Genomic DNA, 17,011 nt, shown 5'->3' with positions numbered 1-17,011 from the left:
GGATAGCAGGTGGATAACAACCGTCAGCATTACTGAATGCGGTAACGGGATATCTGCTGGTGGATGCTCTCGGTGGTGACATTGAGCTCCTCGGCGGCGGCAGAGGTCTCTTCTGCTGTGCTGCTGGTTTGCTGCACGACCTGAGCAATCTGCTCAACCTGATGGGCAATCGACTCGGCGGCCGAGCTCTGCTCGCGGATGGCATTGGTGATCTCGCCCACCTGCTCCATCACCCGGTGCGACGCACTGCGGATCTCGGCAATAATGGCGCCACTCTCGGTCGCCATGGTGACCCCCTGGCTCACCTTCTCCTCCACCAGATGCATGCGGGAGACTGTATTGTTCGACTCCTGCTGGATCGCCTCTACGGTGGCGGAGATCTCCTGGGTGGATTGCGCCGTCCGCTCAGCCAGTTTGCGCACCTCATCCGCCACCACCGCAAAGCCACGGCCGGACTCCCCGGCCCTCGCCGCTTCAATGGCCGCGTTCAAGGCCAGCAAGTTGGTCTGCCCCGCCACATCACGGATCACGTTGACCACACCGCCAATGCGCGAAATGCCCTCACCCAGCGCAATGACCTCGGCCGAGGCCTGCCGAATGGAGTCGGCTATCTCGTTGATGGCATGGACGGTGCGCTCGATGGTCCGGCCCCCCTCGGTCGCCAGCTGCCCCGACTCATTGGTGATGCGGCTAGTCTCCTGAGTACGCTGGGAGATATCGGTGATGCTGACCGTCATCTCTTCCACACCGGCGGCTATCAGGCTGGTGGCATCATTGGCCTGATTAGCCGAGCTGGCCAGGTGCTGCGCTGCCTGAGAGAGGGATTCGGCGGTGCTCTTGATCTGCAAGCTGCCGACGGAAAATTCGGTAAATGTCTGTTGCAGCGTATCGAGCAGCCGGTTGACCGCATTGAGGGTCAGGCCAATCTCATCCTGCTGTTTCACGTCTGCTCTCAGGGTAAAGTTGAGGTCACGCTGGATCCGGGTCAGGGTATCCATGGAGGTGCGAAGGGGATTGGCCACCTGATTGAACAACCAGACAAACAGCCCCATCGTCAGTACGGTGGCACCACCGGCGATAAACAACAGGGTTTGCAGGCTGCTGTCATAATTCTCCTGGCCCTGCTTCTTGAGCGCCAGTCCCAAATCCATATTGAAGTTGACATGAAGCTCGATTGCCTTGGCAAACTGCTGGAACACTCTGGTGGCCTCTCCTGCCAACATGTCTCGCGCTTCATCGTTCTTGTTTTGTCTGGAGAGCTGTAGAACCTTGTCTATCTCCTGATAATATTGCGCGATAATGCGCTGATCATCGTCGGTCAGGCGTCGGTCTTCGTCATTGGAGAGCATCTCTGCTTTATATTTCTCCAGTTGCGAATTGATCTGTTTGCGATGCTCGGCAATATCCGCTTCTATCTGCTGCATCTTGCCATCATCGGTATTGAGAATGTGACTTTGCACTCGGGAGTGCAGCTCATAGAACGCAGCCTGCACCTCCTTGATCAGCGCAATACTGGGCACCGTATTGTCCGTCACATAGCTCAAGTCTCGATTGCCAGCCCCAAGGCGGTTGATACTGAACCAGCTGAGGAAAACAAGCGCCAGCATAACCAGCAGCGCTATCAGTTGAAGCCGACGAGCAATGTTCATAACCGTACACTCCAGATGAAAACTATCTAGCAGTGTAGACGAGCCATAAACAACAACGGCCCGCATTGGCGGGCCGTTGTTGTTTATTTTTCATGGCGTTGTGATCAGGCTTTGGCTGGCTCACTCTCGCCCAGCGCGACGGTTTCACCCAGACTGTCTTCGGTCTTGGCCACCACACTGGCGGCGATGGCGTTGCCCAGCACGTTGGTGGCTGAGCGGCCCATGTCGAGGAAGTGATCGATCCCCAGCAGCAGCAGAATGCCAGCTTCCGGAATATGGAACTGGTTCAGGGTGGCGGCAATCACCACCAGAGAGGCGCGCGGTACCCCGGCCATCCCCTTGGAGGTGACCATCAGCAGCAGCAGCATGGTGATCTGCTGGGCCATGGAGAGCTCGATGCCATACGCCTGGGCAATGAACATCACCGCGAAGGTGCAGTACATCATGGAGCCGTCGAGGTTGAAGGAGTAACCCATCGGCAGCACGAAGCTGGCGATGCGCTTGTCACAGCCGAACTTCTCCAGACGATCCAGGGTCTTCGGATAGGCCGCTTCGGAGCTGGCGGTCGAGAAGGCCAGCAGGATGGGTTCGCGGATCATCGCCAGCAGCTTGATGACACGGCCACGCAGGAAGACGCTGCCCATGGCGATCAGCAGCAGCCAGAGGCAGGCCAGCGCGATATAGAACTGGGCCATAAAGCTGCCGTAAGTGACCAGAATACCCAGCCCCTCTTTGGCCACCATGGCGGCGATGGCGCCAAACACCGCGAACGGCGCAAAGTTCATCACGTAGCCGGTCACTTTCAGCATGATCTCGGCGGCACTGGCCATCAGCACCACCACCGGCTTGGCCAGATCGCCGAGCGCAGCGGCAGCCAGACCGAAGAAGAGGGAGAAAACCACGATCTGCAGGATCTCGTTGGTGGCCATCGCCTCTACCACGCTTTTGGGAATGGCGTGGGTCACGAAATCTTTCAGGGTAATGGCACCGGCAGCAATGCCCGAGCTGGCGGTGTCATTGGGCAGGGAGAGCGAGAGACCCACACCCGGCTGCATCAGGGTCACCATCACCAGACCCAGGCTCAGGGACATCAGGGAGGCAAGCATGAACCAGCCGAGGGTCTTGGCACCGATACGCCCCACGGTGCGGGTGTCGCCCATCTTGGCGATACCGACCACCAGGGTGGTGAAGACCAGGGGAGCGATGATCATCTTGATCAGGCGCAGGAAGATATCGGTCAGGATAGTGATGTTATTGGCGAAATCCGCAGCCTGATCTGCGGCAAACATCCGATAGCCCTGGCCGGTGAGGATGCCAAACATCATGGAGATGAGGATGGCGACCGTCAGTTTATTCATTTTCATGGGGGAGTCCCGGTTTTGATTGGTGCAAGCCGTAAACAGTGGCGTGGGAGCCACTACAGTCCGTTTTTGTGATCCGAGCCGTTGATTCCTGGCGGCTGGTATGCTGGGAGAATGCCTAAAAGCAGGGGGTAAATCTAGAGGCTTTCTCCAGAATTTTATCCTGCCATTAGGTGTATGTGATATAGATCTTGCAAACCACCAATATTAATCACTGTTTATTTTGATTTTGGCGAGATATTTCGCATCCAGAGTTCGCTCATCGAGTGCCCGTGGCAACAGGCGAAAAGTGAGCAGCGCCGAGATGGAATGCTGCACCTGCATCTGGGCCATAAAGAGATCCGGCTCATCCTCGTCAAAGCCGAAGATCGGCCGTGATGGGGTCACCCTGACGGCATCGCGGTTAATAGTCAGCTCATCGACCTTGAGCCAGGAGTAACCCTCTGCCAGTGCCAGCTCCCCTGCCCGCTTGAGCACATATTTGCGGGCGGTCTCCCTGTCCACCAGATCGTTGCCGACAAACTCCAGTTGCCACTTGTCCGGGCCAAGCCGGGTCTGGGAAAAACCGGTCTGGCCGTTCCAGAATGACTTTTCACTCTCGTAAGGGGTGGCGCAGCCCACCAGCAGCAGGGTGAGCATCAGCAGACAACAGGGTTTAGATACGGATGCAGACACGAGAGGCCTCGCCAGGCAAATGAGCAACAGAGTTGTTACTACACCATAAAGCGCGGTGGCTGCACAATCGACTCACGCCAACAGCGACCGGCACGCATCACCACAGGCTTCGCGCCTGTGCGGCAAATCGCAGGCAAAAGAAAAGGCCTTGTCGTTTGACAAGGCCTTTACCGGGGAATTTGGTCGGTGTGAGAGGATTCGAACCTCCGACCCTCTACACCCCATGCAGATGCGCTACCTGGCTGCGCTACACACCGACGGAGTCAGCTCGGCTGACGGGGGCAGAGTTTATGGAGATGACCCTGCCCTGTCAACAGGGAAACGCCGCCGATTCCTCGACCACGGTGCGTTCGCCTGCTTTGCGAACAATCAGCGGTTAAAGGTCAGCCGCTTGCCCAGGATCTGGTCAGTCACCTGCCCGTTTTGCCAGGCGATCTGGCCGTTCACCAGCGTCATTTCCACCGTGCTGTGGAAGCGGTAGCCGTTGAAGGGCGACCAGCCACAGTGGTAGAGGATGTTGTCATCGTTGACCACATAGGGCTTGCCCAGATCCAGCAGCACCAAATCGGCGAAATACCCCTCGCGGATATAACCGCGCTCCTGCACCTGGAAGCGCTCGGCCACCGCATGGGAGGTCTTCTTGACGATAGTCTCCAGGGTAAACACGCCGTTGTGGTAGAGCTCCAGCAGCGCCTGCAAAGAGTGCTGCACCAGCGGTACGCCGGACGGCGCCTTGAAGTAGCTGTTCTGCTTCTCTTCCCAGGTGTGGGGCGCGTGGTCGGTGGCGATGATATCGAGCACGTCGTTGCGTACCGCATCCAGCAGTGCCTGCTGGTCGGCGGCACTCTTCACCGCAGGGTTGCACTTGATCAGGCTGCCCTGGGTCTCGTAATCGGCTTCATTGAAGAAGAGGTGGTGAACACACACCTCGGCGGTGATGTTCTTGTCCTTCAGCTCGCTCAGGTCGTGGCTGGCGGTAAACAGCGACAGCTCCTTGGCCGAGGTCAGATGCAGCACATGCAGCTTGGCACCGTATTTTTTCGCCAGCGCCACCGCCATGCTGGAGGATTTGTAGCACGCCTCGTCACTGCGAATGCGGCCGTGCTCGCCCATCGGCACATTCTCGCCCCACTTGGCCCGCGCCGCCTCTTCCGCCTTGGCGATGGTCGGGGTGTCTTCGCAGTGGGTGACGATCATCACCGGACTTTCGCGGAAGATGGCCGCCAGGGTCTCCTGATTGTCCACCAGCATGTTGCCGGTCGAGGAGCCCATAAACACCTTGACCCCGCAGGACTGCTTGGGGTCGAGACGCTTGATCTCTTCAAGGTTGTCGTTGGTGGCGCCGAGATAGAAGCTGTAGTTGGCAACGGAGGAGTTGGCGGCGATCTGGTATTTGGCTTCGAGGGCGTCGAGAGTGGTGGTCTGGGGATTGACGTTGGGCATTTCCATGAAACTGGTGGTGCCACCGGCGACGGCGGCGCGGGATTCGCTGGCGATAGTCCCCTTGTGGGTCAATCCCGGCTCCCGGAAGTGGACCTGATCATCGATCATTCCGGGGATGAGATGGCGACCTGCGGCATCGATCACCAGCGCATCGGGCGCCTCGATATCCGGGGCGATGCGGGCAATCCGTTCCCCCTCGATCAACACATCGGAGGCATAGATGCGGCCTTCGTTGACCAGGGTGGCATTCTTGATAAGCAGTTTGTTCATGGGGGGTTCCAGTTCCTTTGCCGATAATCGCGGGTCATAATAGCGCAAAACTGCCCTTTCTCTGTAGCAAGGCCTGACTGATGAAGTTATTTGTAAGAGATTTGACCGTGATCGACTCCAGCTACCTGTGCGAACGCCGCGGCATGGTGGGCGAGAGCTGGCTGGTAGATATCGAAATGAGCGGTGAGCTCAACGAAATGAGCATGCTGCTGGACTTTGGCCGGATAAAGAAGCTGATCAAGTCGATCATCGATGAAGAGGTGGACCACAAGCTGCTGGTGCCGACCGAGTGCCCGCTGATCCACGTTGAGGCTCTGGATGGTGACGAAAGCACAGTGGATCTGCTGCGCCCGGGGCGCTCCATCCATCTGCGCTGCCCATCCCAGGGCTTTGCCTTTATCCCGGCCCCGCAAGTTGATAAAGAGTCGGTGACCCGCTACCTGCTGGCGGTTCTGGCCAAACGGCTGCCGGGCAATATCAAGGATCTCTCCCTGACCCTGCGTCAGGAGGCGATCACCGGCGCCTTCTACCACTACAGCCACGGCCTGAAAAAGCACGATGGCAACTGCCAGCGCATCGCCCACGGCCACCGCTCTCCCATCGAGATCCACGTCGATGGCGAGCGCGACCAGGAGCTTGAGCTCAACTGGGCCGAACGCTGGGGCGATATCTATCTCGGCACCGAGGAGGACAAGGTGGCGCTGACCGAACTCGCTTTGAGCCCCCGTGCCAATGCCCAGCTTGGTGCGCATCACTGCGGCTTCAAATATGTGGCGCCGCAAGGGCTGTTCCAGCTGGCCATCCCCAGCGCCGAGGTGGAGATGATCGACACTGACACCACGGTTGAGCTGCTGGCCTGCTACATCGCCCGCGAAGTGAAGAAGATGGTGGGCGACAAGTTCGTCAAGATTGTCGCCTATGAAGGGGTCGGCAAGGGCGCGATTGCCTACGCCTGATCCCCTTGACGCAGCCGCAATAAAGAGAAGGCCCCGCATCTGCGGGGCCTTGTTGTTTCAACTCTCGAGCATCAGGCACTGAGGCGGAAACGCTTGACCAGGCTCTCTTGCTGCTCGGCAAGGGAGTCCAGCTGCTGGCTGGTCTCGGCTACCCGCTCAATCCCCTGATAGTTGAGATCCGAGATATCGGAGATGCGGTTGAGGTTGGTGGCGATATCGGCGCTGGTGGCCTGCTGCTGCTCGGCGGCAGAGGCGATCTGGCTCGACATGTCGCTGATCAGCACCACAATCCCCTGCACCTCCTCCATGGCGTTGTTGGCGTGAGAGCTCTGATCCACGCAGCTGTCCATCTCGCGGGAGCACTCCTGCATCACGGTCACCGCCTTGGCAACTCCCTGCTGCAGGTTTTCGATCATGGTCTGGATTTCGCTGGTGGACTGGGCGGTGCGGCCCGCCAGACTGCGCACCTCATCCGCCACAACCGCAAATCCGCGCCCCTGCTCGCCGGCCCGCGCCGCTTCGATGGCGGCGTTGAGGGCCAGCAGGTTGGTCTGCTCGGCAATGCCGCGAATGACATCGAGGATATTGCCGATCTGGCTGCTCATGGCGCTCACATCACCAATCACCTTGCCGGTCTGTTGCAGCTTGCCCGCCAGTTGATGAGTGGTGGTGATATTGCCTGCCATCACCTTGCGCCCCATCTCGGAGGCCTTCTCCACATCCTGCACCCGCTCCAGAGTCTGGTTGGCAGCCTGCGCCACCTCGCGCACCGAGGCCTCCATCTGGGTCATGGCGGCGGCGACCGAGGCGGTCTCCTGCCGCTGTTTCTCCAGATCCGCCCGCACCGATTCGGTGGTGTGGCGGTTGCCGTGGGCGGCATCGTTAAGCTGGGCCGACGCTTGTGAAAGCTGCGCCAGCACCTCCCCCATCTGGGCAATCAGCAGGTTGATCTGGCTGCCCAGCTGACCAAATTCGTTCTTGCTCTGAAAACCGATGCGCTGGGTCATATCGCCCTGGGTTACTTCGGTCAGCACCCGCAGCAACTCCCTGAGCGGACGGCGAATGGCCTTGCCCAGGGTATAAGCCACCAGCATGGCGATCAGGATGGCGACGACGATGCTGGTTCCCTGTGTCAGGGTGCTCTGGCTCTGTGTGGCTTTGGCGTGCTGAATGCTTTGACTCATCAGCTGCTGACTCTGGCCGGTGATCCGCTCAAGCCGGTTCTGGATCTCGACGATGAGCGCGCTCGCCTGCTTGCTCTTCTCCCGCATCTGTTCCTGCTGCTTCATCAGCGCCAGATACTGGGAGAGCACGCCTTCGCTTGCGGTGGTATCGCGCACAAAGCCGTGAACATAGTGGCCCATGTCGTTCTCGAAGTTTTTCAGCTCCCCCTGCAGATCCTTGATGGTGCTGTTGAACCCCTCGATCTGCATCTTGTTGCGCTTGAGCGCCCCTTCGATGGGAGCTGGAATGGTCTGGTTGAGGGCGTCCATGGTGGAGAGTTCGATGGCGGAGAGCTTGGTGGTCAGGGTCTCGGAGAGCATCTTGATAAAGCTGTCGTCGATGGTGACCATCATGTCACCCAGACTCTTCTTGAACTGGGGCAGACTGACCTGAAACTGCCCCTTGGCCAGATTGACCTTGTGCAGTCGGGTGAGCAGCGCCTCGTGTTCGCCGGGCAGGGTATCGGTCAGTTGCAGGTAGCTGTCGACCTGCTGGCTGAGGCTGCTCATCTCCCCTTGCAGTTCGGGATGGTGGGCCACCTGCTGGCGCAAGACATCAAGGCTCTTGCCCACCGCAGCCTTGGCCTGTTTCAGTTCGGCCACTTCGGCTGGCAGCTGTTTGGGGTCCTGCTCGGTGAGCACATCCCCCAGCCACTTGTTGGCGCTGAGCAGGGTGATCTGGGTCTGGCTGCTGGCAATCACCAGCGGCATAGACTGCTGGGTCACCTGCTCCAGTGCGTTCCCCAGGGTCTCCTGACTACGAAATGTGAGCAGTGAACTGGCCACCATCACGGCCACCAAGATCGCGAAGCCAAGGTAGACTCGCTGCAAGATGGAGAGATCCGACATTGTTTGTTTCATTATTGTCCCGCTGTATATGCAAAAGTCCCTTGCCTGAGTACCCCGTCCTTTTGATACCCTGCAGACCACCCTGAACAGGCGCTGCAGATGACGTCCCTCTGGCTATCGGTATTTTTAACAATAACTGAAGGGAATGGGACATCAGCTGTGTCAAATGTCGGCTTGTGTCACACTTGGCGTGCTGCTCGCCCCCCTTTCGGGAGCCGCTTGGGGTTCTAGTTCAATTTTCTGTTTCATATAAGGGAGTTAGCCATGGCGCAAGAAACCATTTTCAGCAAAATCATCCGTAAAGAGATCCCCGCCGACATCCTTTATCAAGACGATCTGGTCACCGCATTCCGGGATATCCAGCCCAAGGCCAAGACCCATATTCTGATCATCCCCAATGTACTGATCCCCACCGTCAATGACGTGGAAGCCGAACATGAACTGGCCCTTGGCCGGATGTTCACCGTGGCCCGCAAACTGGCCGCCGAGGCTGGCATCGCCGAAGATGGCTACCGCCTCATCATGAACTGCAACCGCCACGGCGGGCAGGAGGTTTACCACATCCACATGCATCTGGTCGGTGGCCAGCCGCTGGGACCGCTGCTCAGCCTGTAATGACTCGCTACATCGCTACCTGCCGCAGCGCCCTGCTGCTCTGCGGCGCCCTGCTGTTGCTGGGGGGCTGCGCCTCCCGCTGGCAAGACATGTTCGTCTCCTACTCCGATCAGATGGTGCCGCTGCGCAACCAGCTGCTGCTGGGCCATGCCGCCGAGGCGCTGCCCGAGGTGCGCGACTCCACCCTCGGCGATGACACCTTTGTCCTCGATCGCCTTGAAGAGGGGCGCATCGCCTGGCTCGCCGGTCAGGATGCGGGCAGCAAGCAGGCGTTTTCTGCCGCCGACAGCCGCCTTCAGTGGGAAGACAATCAGGCCGAATACCGGCTGAGCCACGGTCTGGATCAGGTGGGCAGCCTGCTCACCAACGACCAGTCGATGGCCTACCTCACCCCCGATTACGAACGCACCATGCTGCACCACTATCTGGCCCTCAACTACCTGCAACGGGGTGATGCCGATGGCGCCCTGGTGGAGGTGCGCCGGGCCAATCAGGTTCAGGAGCAGGCCCAGAAACGGCGAGCTGACGAGGTGCGCAAAGCGAAGGATGAGAGCGAAGAGGCCGAGACCGAGGGGGAGATGCGCCAGCTGATGTCGCGCGGCGCACCCGAGCTCGACCGGTTGATCGGCAAGGTCAAAAACGGTTTTCAGAACGCCTACACCTTCTATTTTTCCGCCGTGCTCTATGAGGCAGCCGGGGATCTCAACGATGCCTGGGTCGACTATCAGCGCGGCTACCAGATAGCGCCGGACAACCGCAGCCTGCAAGATGCCTTGCTGCGTCTGGCGCGGCTGCGTGGCTCACCGGACGAGATCCGCGAGACAGAGAAAAAGATAGGCCGCAAAGCACCGCCGCTTGCAAAAGATCAAGGCCAATTGGTGGTGCTGTTTGAAGATGGTTTGATCCCGGCACGGCGCGAACTGTTCCTGCCGCTCCCCATCTCCACCTCCCGCGGCGATTTTCGCACCTTTACCGTCGCCATCCCCTATTACGATAATCGGGCCAGCGACACCGGCCCGCTGACGGTGGAAGTCGGCAAACGGGCCTGGCAGACCAGCGAGCTGGTCAGGCTGGAAGCGCTGGCCGCCAAAGATCTGCAGGAGCGGCTGCCCGGCATGCTGACCCGCCAGGCGCTGCGGCTGGTGGCCAAGGAGCAGATGCGCCGCACCGCCGCCAAAGAGGGAGGCGATGTGGGCAATATTCTGGTGGGGATCTTCAACACCCTCTCGGAGCGGGCTGATACCCGCAGCTGGCTGACGCTGCCAGCTCAGGCATCGAGCTGGCAGGGGATGGTGCCGGCAGGTGACATCAATCTCACCCTGGGCGCAGGGACGGCGCAGCGGCAATTGCCGCTCACCATCCACAAGGGACGCACCACCCTGGTCTGGGTACAGCGCCTCGGCGCCGGTCTGACCACTCGGGTGATGCCGCTCTGAGCAGATGGCGAAGAGAGATGAGCAAGACAATTAACCGGGCAGGCTCACACGCGGCCCCACTCACCCCGATTAAGGAGAGCAAGATGAAAGCATACGGGTTGGCCCTCGGGCTCGCGCTGCTGCTGACCGGCTGCGCCACCAACACCTCCGGCGTGGCGCTCTATGGCCCGGCGGGCGGTGCTCCCACGCTGGAGCAGCATCAAAACGTCAACGTCACCCTGACCGAGCTGAGCCGCCGCCAGCAAAATGGCCTGCTGCAGGTCAATGTGGCCGCCGCCAGCACCCAGCGCGGCGATAACAAGCTGCAATATATCTTCTATTGGTATGATGAGGCCGGTCAGGAGGTCGCCAGCGATGGCCGCGGCTGGACCCCCATCAAGCTGCATGGCTATCAGACCCGCACCCTCTCGGCCCTGGCGCCCAGCCCGGCGGCGCAGGGTTACCGGATTTACGTACGCGAAGTGATTGAGGAATCCTACTGATGAAAATGAATCATGCCCTGCTGATATTGACCTCTGCATTGCTCTTGGGCGGCTGCTCCAGCACCACCGTCAGCTATGGCGATCCCACTGAAACCGAAACCGTCACCGTCGATTACGGCTCAAGCGACCTGCAGGCCATCGCCGACAAGATGGCGGACTCCATGCTCGCCTCCCCCGCCACCAGCGAGATCACCGCTGGCGGTCGTCCGGTGATGTTTATGGACTCTATCCGCAACAAGACCTCCGAGCACATCGATACCGAAGCCATCACCGACACCATCCGCACCAAGTTGCTGCGGGCCGGCAAATTCCGCTTCGTTGACATGAGCAAGGTGGCCGCCGTCAAGCAGCAGCTCGAATACCAGCAGAGCAGCGGCATGGTAGACCCGGCCTCCATGGTACGTCTGGGCAAGCAGACCGGTGCCCGCTACATGGTCTATGGCAACCTCAGCAGCATCGTCAAGGACAATGGCAAGGTGAAGGATGTCTACTACCAGATGACCATGAACCTGATGGATCTGCAAAACGGCGAACTGCTGTGGGCCGATCAGAAAGAGATCCGCAAACAGGCGAAGAAATCCACCTTTGGCTGGTAACAGGCTCCTGGTGACAGGCAACTGTGATCCGCTGCTGGCCAGCCTGCCAGCCCCCTGGCGGGAGGGGCAGCTGGAACCACTCGGGTTAGGCCTGACCAACTGCAACTATCGACTGCGCCTCCCCTCGGGGCGCAGTTACTTTTTGCGTCAGGGCCACTCCGACCCGATGCGCCTTGGCATCGACCGTCCCACCGAGTGGCAGCTTTATCAGGGGGCGATGGCAGAAGGGTTGGCGCTGCCCTGCCACTATGGCGATCCCGCCAGCGGCCTGATGTTGCTGGAGTGGTGCGATGAGCCAAACTGGGTGCACGCGGCGCCACCGGCAGCCGATCAGCCCCGTCTGCTGGCTGAGGTGCTGCGCAAGCTCCATCGCCTGCCGCTGCCTGCGGTGATGATGGCGGTGCGAGCTCACGCCGCAGGCTATCGCGCCCGGCTGGCACGCATTCCCTCCTGGCTGCCCGCACTGGAGCGGGGCTTGCTCGCCAGCAGTGAGCCAAATGATTGCTGGCGCCCTTGCCACCATGATCTCAATCCGGCTAACTTGTTGGGAAGCAAACCCTGGGTCATCGACTGGGAGTATGGCGCGGCAGGTCACCCCGGCTTTGAGCTCGCCAGCATCCAGCGTACCCATGAGTGGCCCGCCGAGCGACGCGACGAGCTGGAAGCGCACTATCTGCAGGCCCTGCCGCGCCACCAGTGGCCCGATTTTCAGAGCGAGGCATTTTTACCCTGGGTCGACTATATCGGCCTGCTCTGGGCCCTGCTGATGGCAGAGCAACAGCCCTCACTCGACTATGACACCCTGATCGCCATCAACCGGCAACGACTGGAGTAACAGATGATAAACAAGGTGCGCTGGCACAAGCCGAAAACCTGGGGTCTGCTGCTGATCGGCCTGCTGCTGACCGGCTGCTCCACCCGGGTGATCTACTACTGGCTCGATACCGCCATCATCTGGCAGCTGGATGACTACTTTGCCCTCTCCTATTCGCAGAAGGATCTGCTCAGCCGCGAAGTGAAGGGGCTGATGGCCTGGCATCGCCAGCACGAGCTGCCGCGCTACGCCAAGGATCTCGACGCGCTGGCCAAGGCAGTGGCCAGCCCCATGACGCCGGAGCAGATCTCGACCAATCTCGATGCGGTGCAGCAGAGCCTGACCCGCACACTGGAAAACACCATCCCCCGTGCGGTCAGGCTGGCGCGCACCCTGACCGATGAACAGGTGGCCCGCTTTATGACCGATCGGGTCAAGCGGCAACAGGAGCGGCAAAAGGACTTTGCCACTGAGCCCAAAGAGCAGATGCTGGCAGAGTTTCGCGACAAGATGAACAAGCGGCTCGAGTTCTGGATTGGCGAGGTGAAACCGGCACAGGCGCCACTGGTAGCCCAGTGGGCCGAATGGCAATACGAGCTGATGCCTCCCTGGCTCGAGTTTCAGGAGTCCTGGACCCAGGAGCTGGACAGGCTGATGAAGCAGCGCCAGAGTCCCGACTTTACCCGCGAGCTGACTGACCTGCTGGCCGAGGGGGATGGGCTGATGGATGGCCGCTTTACCGGCTATACCGAGCAGTCACGCCAGCGTACCGTCAACTGGCTGAGCGCCATGAGCCAGTCGCTGGATATCTCCCAGCGGGCCCATCTCTACTCCCTGCTCAAGGGTTATGCCCGTGACTTCAAACAGATGAGCGGCAGCTGACGAGCGGCATCGAATGGTGCCATGCGCCCGGGGCAACCTTGTTCAAACCGGGCGCGTGTGGTAGTTTGCCCTTTCTATTTATCGGGAATTAACTTTTTGCGCCTTATCGACAAAGTAAAACTGGTGCTGGTAACTCTGGTTATCGCCCTCACCCTGCTTTGTTCCATCGCCCGAATGGAAGGCCCGCTGCTACCCGCATCTCCCCAGAGTGAACAGCAGACTCAGGTGTTCAATCAGCTTAGCGACAGCGATGATGGCATCATCAAGTTTGTCGGCAGCCATCAGAATCACCTGCTGCGTCTCGAACAATCCCTGCGTAGTGACAACCAGCCCAAGAGTGTGGTCTATGAGCTGATCCAGAGCTGGTCTGCCCAAGCAATCCTGCTGCTGCTGCTCGGCTGGCTGATGCTGGCACCCGAGCTCTATCACAAACAGAGTTTTCGCGATCGCTTCGGCGCGATCCACCGGCGCCATCTACAGCGCCAACATCTGCAATATCGCTTCACCCAGAGCTATCTGAGCGCCTGACCCCGGAGGGGCTGGCACATCCACTGTTTGCTCATCTCCTCTTCCTGACGGATCCGGCAACTGCCTGATCCGCATCTGATGCATCCCATTTTTTGCGCCTTGCCGAGCCTTGTTGCTATCGGCCCGGGCACCATTCTCCTGACAGAGGCTTGTTTGCCATGAGAAAGAGCAATCGAACAGTTCTCAACCGCATGAGCAAGTGGCAGTACGCACTGCTGCTGTTGATGCTGTTGACCTTTACCTTTTACTCCCTGCCCACCTTTTTCGGTGAGCAGCCCTCCCTCGGCCTGCACGGACAGCAGCGCCTGACCACCCAGCAGCAGATGCTGCTGAGCGACAAACACCTGACCCCGCTCAAGGTCATTGAGCAACCTGAGCGAGTCGAGCTGGTCTTTGCCAGCCAGGGTGAACAGCAGCGCGCCAAGCAGTTGCTGGAGCAGCAAGGGGTCGACAGTGCCGCCCTGACCCTGGAGTTTCACTCCAACGCACCGGCCTGGATCACCCGCCTTGGCGCCGACCCCATCAAGCTGGGGCTCGATCTGCGTGGCGGCTCCCAGCTGCTGATCGGGGTGGACGTGGACTTTGTCATCGACAATCAGACCAAGAATCTGGTGGATACCCTGCGCACCCGTTTCCGTGAAGCCAACCTGCGCGGCGCCAGCGTCACGCGCAGCGCACAGGGCGCCGTAGCCGTCACCCTGCCGGAGGTGGCCGAACAGGAGAGCTGGCTCGCCATCATCAAGGAGAGTGCCGGTACCCGTCAGGATCAGTGGAAGCTGACCCGCTCCGGCAATGATCTGAAACTGGTGCTGAGCGAGGCGGAGCGTACCCTGCTGGTCAACAACGCCGTGACCCAGAACCTGTCGATCCTGAAAAAACGGATCAACGAGCTCGGCATCGTCGAGGCATCGGTGGTGCGTCAGGGGCAGGATGGCATCCGTATCGAACTGCCCGGGGTACACAACCCCAAGCAGGCGAAAGAGGTGATCGGCGCCACCGCCTCGCTGGCCTTCTACGAGGCCAAAGCCGACAGCCACTTCTATATCGCCGATCGCAACGGCCAGGCCGTCGGCATGGCGCGCAAGCCGGTACTCACCGGCGAGCACATCGTCGATGCCCGCGCCAACATGGGCGAGATGGGTCAACCCCAGGTCAATATCGTGCTCGACACCCTGGGCGGCAGCAAGATGAACCAGTTCAGCCGCCAGCATGTGGGCAAGCCGATGGCGACCGTCTTCACCGAGTACAAAACCAACGCCCAAGGCAAACTGCGCGCCCAAAGCGAAGTGATCAACGTCGCCACCATCCAGACCGCCCTTGGCAACCAGTTCCGCATCACCGGTATTGGCAGTCTGCCGGAGGCGCAAGAGCTGGCCATGCTGCTGCGTGCCGGCGCCCTCACCGCCCCTCTCAAGATCCTGGAAGAACGCAGTATTGGCCCGACGCTGGGGATGCAGAATATCGAGGCGGGCTTCACCGCACTGGCCTTCGGTATGGCGGGCATGATGCTGTTTATGATGGCCTGGTATCGCAAGTTCGGCTGGGTTGCCATCACCGCGCTGGTCGCCAACCTGTTGATGCAGGTCGGCATGCTGGCGGTGCTACCGGGCGCCGTGCTGACCCTGCCGGGGATCGCCGGTCTGGTGCTGACGGTGGGCATGGCGGTGGATACCCATGTGCTGATCTTCGAGCGGATCAGGGACCGTCTGCGAGAGGGTGGCTCACTGGCCAACGCCATCGATTTTGGCTATCGCTCAGCCTTCCACACCATTTTCGATGCCAACATCACTACGCTCATCTGTGCTGTGGTGCTCTACTCCATCGGCTCCGGGCCGCTGCAGGGCTTCTCCATCACCCTTATTCTGGGTCTGCTCTCCAGCATGATCACCGGGATCTGGGGGACGCGCGCCATCATCAATCCCCTGTGGGGACGCAGCAGCGAGCGCACGCTGAAGGTGTAACGGGACAGCAGTCCCTCTGATGAGCGGCTTTGGCTGCGCCATCGGCCATGGATATGGCCGGAGCGGCCAAAGCAGAACACTATTTTCCCGGCGTGTCGCGACACGTCGTGATGGGCCAACAGCCTGATGCTGGCTGGCCAAGGAGAGAATTATGTTGAGAATGATCGTTGCCATGGGGCTGACCCGTTGGCGCTATATCGGCCTGTGGGCTTCCATCCTGCTGACCGTGACCAGCGTCGCCATCTTGCTGGTGAACGGCCTCACTCTGGGGCTCGATTTTACCGGCGGGATCCTGCTGGAGTTTCATATCCAGACCCTGAAAGAGGCCCATGAGCTCAATGCCATGCTGTCCTCCCCGCTGGCGGGAGCCGTTGAGCTGAGTTCGGCCGGTATTCCCGGCGAGTGGCTGATCAAGCTGCCCCCCCACGAACTGCCCTGGCCCGCGGCAGATCTCGCCACCATGCTGACCCAACAGCTGGGGATGCCGGTCGAGTTGCTGCGCACCACCATCGTCGGCCCTCAGGTGGGTGCCGAACTGTTCCAGCAGGGGATGCTGGCGGTGCTGGTCGCTTCGCTGGCAATGTCGGCCTATCTGGCGTTTCGCTTCGAGTGGCGTCAGGCCATCGGCATTCTGCTCTCGGTGGTCCATGACGCCATCGTAGCGCTTGGGTTGCTGTCACTCTTTCAGATCGAATTCGATCTGAACATCATCGCCGGTTTGATGGCGGTGATCGGCTACTCCCTCAACGACAGCATCGTCATCTCGGACAGGCTGCGGGATCTGCTGAGCTCGCGTACCCAGATGGGCATCCACGAGTGCTCCGATGTGGCCATCAAGGCGACCTTCAGTCGCACCATGATCACCTCGGGCACCACCCTGTTTACCGTGGGCGCTCTGTTGCTGTTTGGCGGTGACGCCCTCTACGGCTTCTCCTTCACCCTGTTTGCCGGGATCCTGGTGGGCACCGTCTCCTCCATTACCGTCGCCTCGACCGTGCAGGAGCTGCTGGGCCTCACCCCGCAGGCCTACCAGAAGAAGAGCGAGGAGCCACTGGCCAACGCAGCCTGAACCTTGTTAATCAGACCCGGCTCACCGGGTCTCAACAAACCAGGCCCCTGCCAGCCATTGGCAGGGGCTTTTTCATCCCTCCTCTCTCGCCGCCCCTTTTGGTACTCGGCTCGCTTCAATTGACAACTGACCATATTGAAAGCAATGACGGATCAACTCGTCATTTTTAATAACAAAAAGGTCATTTTATTACGTCAGAAAC

15 protein-coding genes and 1 tRNA gene are annotated in these 17,011 nt (G+C 60.0%); 10 read left to right on the top strand and 6 right to left on the bottom strand.

Translation table 11 applies throughout. From position 1 onward, the window contains the following. Positions 1-29: 29 nt before the first annotated feature. The 5 genes from ACB042_RS10620 to ACB042_RS10600 all read right to left on the bottom strand — a co-directional run bounded on the left by ACB042_RS10620 (position 30) and on the right by ACB042_RS10600 (position 5,398). Positions 30-1,649 carry a methyl-accepting chemotaxis protein gene (locus ACB042_RS10620; protein ID WP_144715461.1) on the bottom strand — a complete coding sequence of 540 codons (1,620 nt, stop codon included), beginning with the start codon at positions 1,647-1,649 and terminating at the stop codon, positions 30-32. Between the two features lie 104 nt (positions 1,650-1,753). Further along, positions 1,754-3,013: a dicarboxylate/amino acid:cation symporter gene (locus tag ACB042_RS10615; protein WP_005334018.1), complete on the bottom strand. Its 1,260-nt coding sequence runs from the start codon at positions 3,011-3,013 to the stop codon at positions 1,754-1,756. A gap of 204 nt (positions 3,014-3,217) precedes the next feature. Continuing rightward, positions 3,218-3,649: a hypothetical protein gene (locus ACB042_RS10610; protein WP_371178423.1), complete on the bottom strand. Its 432-nt coding sequence runs from the start codon at positions 3,647-3,649 to the stop codon at positions 3,218-3,220. A 216-nt stretch (positions 3,650-3,865) separates the two neighbouring features. Further along, positions 3,866-3,942 (bottom strand) — tRNA-Pro (locus tag ACB042_RS10605). A 112-nt stretch (positions 3,943-4,054) separates the two neighbouring features. Next, the gene (locus tag ACB042_RS10600; RefSeq protein WP_371178375.1) at positions 4,055-5,398 is read right to left on the bottom strand and encodes a dihydroorotase; all 1,344 of its coding nucleotides are present in this window, start codon (positions 5,396-5,398) and stop codon (positions 4,055-4,057) included. An 80-nt stretch (positions 5,399-5,478) separates the two neighbouring features. Between ACB042_RS10600 and ACB042_RS10595 the strand changes: the two genes are divergently transcribed. After that, positions 5,479-6,354: a 6-pyruvoyl tetrahydropterin synthase family protein gene (locus ACB042_RS10595; RefSeq protein WP_371178374.1), complete on the top strand. Its 876-nt coding sequence runs from the start codon at positions 5,479-5,481 to the stop codon at positions 6,352-6,354. A gap of 71 nt (positions 6,355-6,425) precedes the next feature. Here the strand turns inward: ACB042_RS10595 and ACB042_RS10590 are convergent, their stop codons facing one another. Then, positions 6,426-8,438, bottom strand: coding sequence for a methyl-accepting chemotaxis protein (locus tag ACB042_RS10590; protein ID WP_100646263.1), 2,013 nt, complete (start codon positions 8,436-8,438; stop codon positions 6,426-6,428). 252 nt (positions 8,439-8,690) lie between these two features. On the opposite strand from ACB042_RS10590, the gene hinT reads away from it, so the two are divergent. The 9 genes from hinT to secF all read left to right on the top strand — a co-directional run bounded on the left by hinT (position 8,691) and on the right by secF (position 16,809). After that, positions 8,691-9,041 (top strand): purine nucleoside phosphoramidase, encoded by a 351-nt coding sequence (gene hinT / locus ACB042_RS10585; RefSeq protein WP_005334033.1) that lies wholly within the window; start codon positions 8,691-8,693, stop codon positions 9,039-9,041. Continuing rightward, the gene (locus ACB042_RS10580; RefSeq protein WP_371178373.1) at positions 9,041-10,477 is read left to right on the top strand and encodes a COG3014 family protein; all 1,437 of its coding nucleotides are present in this window, start codon (positions 9,041-9,043) and stop codon (positions 10,475-10,477) included. The genes hinT and ACB042_RS10580 overlap by 1 nt, the downstream gene beginning before the upstream one ends. An 83-nt stretch (positions 10,478-10,560) precedes the next feature. Beyond that, the gene (locus ACB042_RS10575; protein ID WP_005334038.1) at positions 10,561-10,959 is read left to right on the top strand and encodes a YcfL family protein; all 399 of its coding nucleotides are present in this window, start codon (positions 10,561-10,563) and stop codon (positions 10,957-10,959) included. Then, positions 10,959-11,555 carry a penicillin-binding protein activator LpoB gene (gene lpoB, locus ACB042_RS10570; protein ID WP_005344633.1) on the top strand — a complete coding sequence of 199 codons (597 nt, stop codon included), beginning with the start codon at positions 10,959-10,961 and terminating at the stop codon, positions 11,553-11,555. The genes ACB042_RS10575 and lpoB overlap by 1 nt, the downstream gene beginning before the upstream one ends. 10 nt (positions 11,556-11,565) lie before the next feature. Beyond that, complete coding sequence (locus ACB042_RS10565; protein ID WP_371178372.1) at positions 11,566-12,390, top strand: phosphotransferase; 825 nt, start codon at positions 11,566-11,568, stop codon at positions 12,388-12,390. Between the two features lie 3 nt (positions 12,391-12,393). Then, positions 12,394-13,251: a DUF6279 family lipoprotein gene (locus ACB042_RS10560; protein ID WP_005353080.1), complete on the top strand. Its 858-nt coding sequence runs from the start codon at positions 12,394-12,396 to the stop codon at positions 13,249-13,251. Positions 13,252-13,347: 96 nt separating this feature from the next. Next, positions 13,348-13,779: a hypothetical protein gene (locus ACB042_RS10555; protein ID WP_100653421.1), complete on the top strand. Its 432-nt coding sequence runs from the start codon at positions 13,348-13,350 to the stop codon at positions 13,777-13,779. 158 nt (positions 13,780-13,937) lie between these two features. After that, positions 13,938-15,740 (top strand): protein translocase subunit SecD, encoded by a 1,803-nt coding sequence (gene secD / locus ACB042_RS10550; protein WP_019445282.1) that lies wholly within the window; start codon positions 13,938-13,940, stop codon positions 15,738-15,740. 151 nt (positions 15,741-15,891) lie between these two features. Beyond that, the gene (secF, locus tag ACB042_RS10545; RefSeq protein WP_371178371.1) at positions 15,892-16,809 is read left to right on the top strand and encodes a protein translocase subunit SecF; all 918 of its coding nucleotides are present in this window, start codon (positions 15,892-15,894) and stop codon (positions 16,807-16,809) included. Positions 16,810-17,011 lie beyond the last annotated feature (202 nt).

The sequence above is a fragment of the Aeromonas sp. S13(2024) genome (assembly GCF_041402405.1).
In the GTDB taxonomy this organism is placed as follows: domain Bacteria; phylum Pseudomonadota; class Gammaproteobacteria; order Enterobacterales; family Aeromonadaceae; genus Aeromonas; species Aeromonas veronii.
The sequence above is the reverse complement of the archived record's forward strand: the minus strand, read 5'-3'. Positions and strand labels throughout refer to the sequence as shown.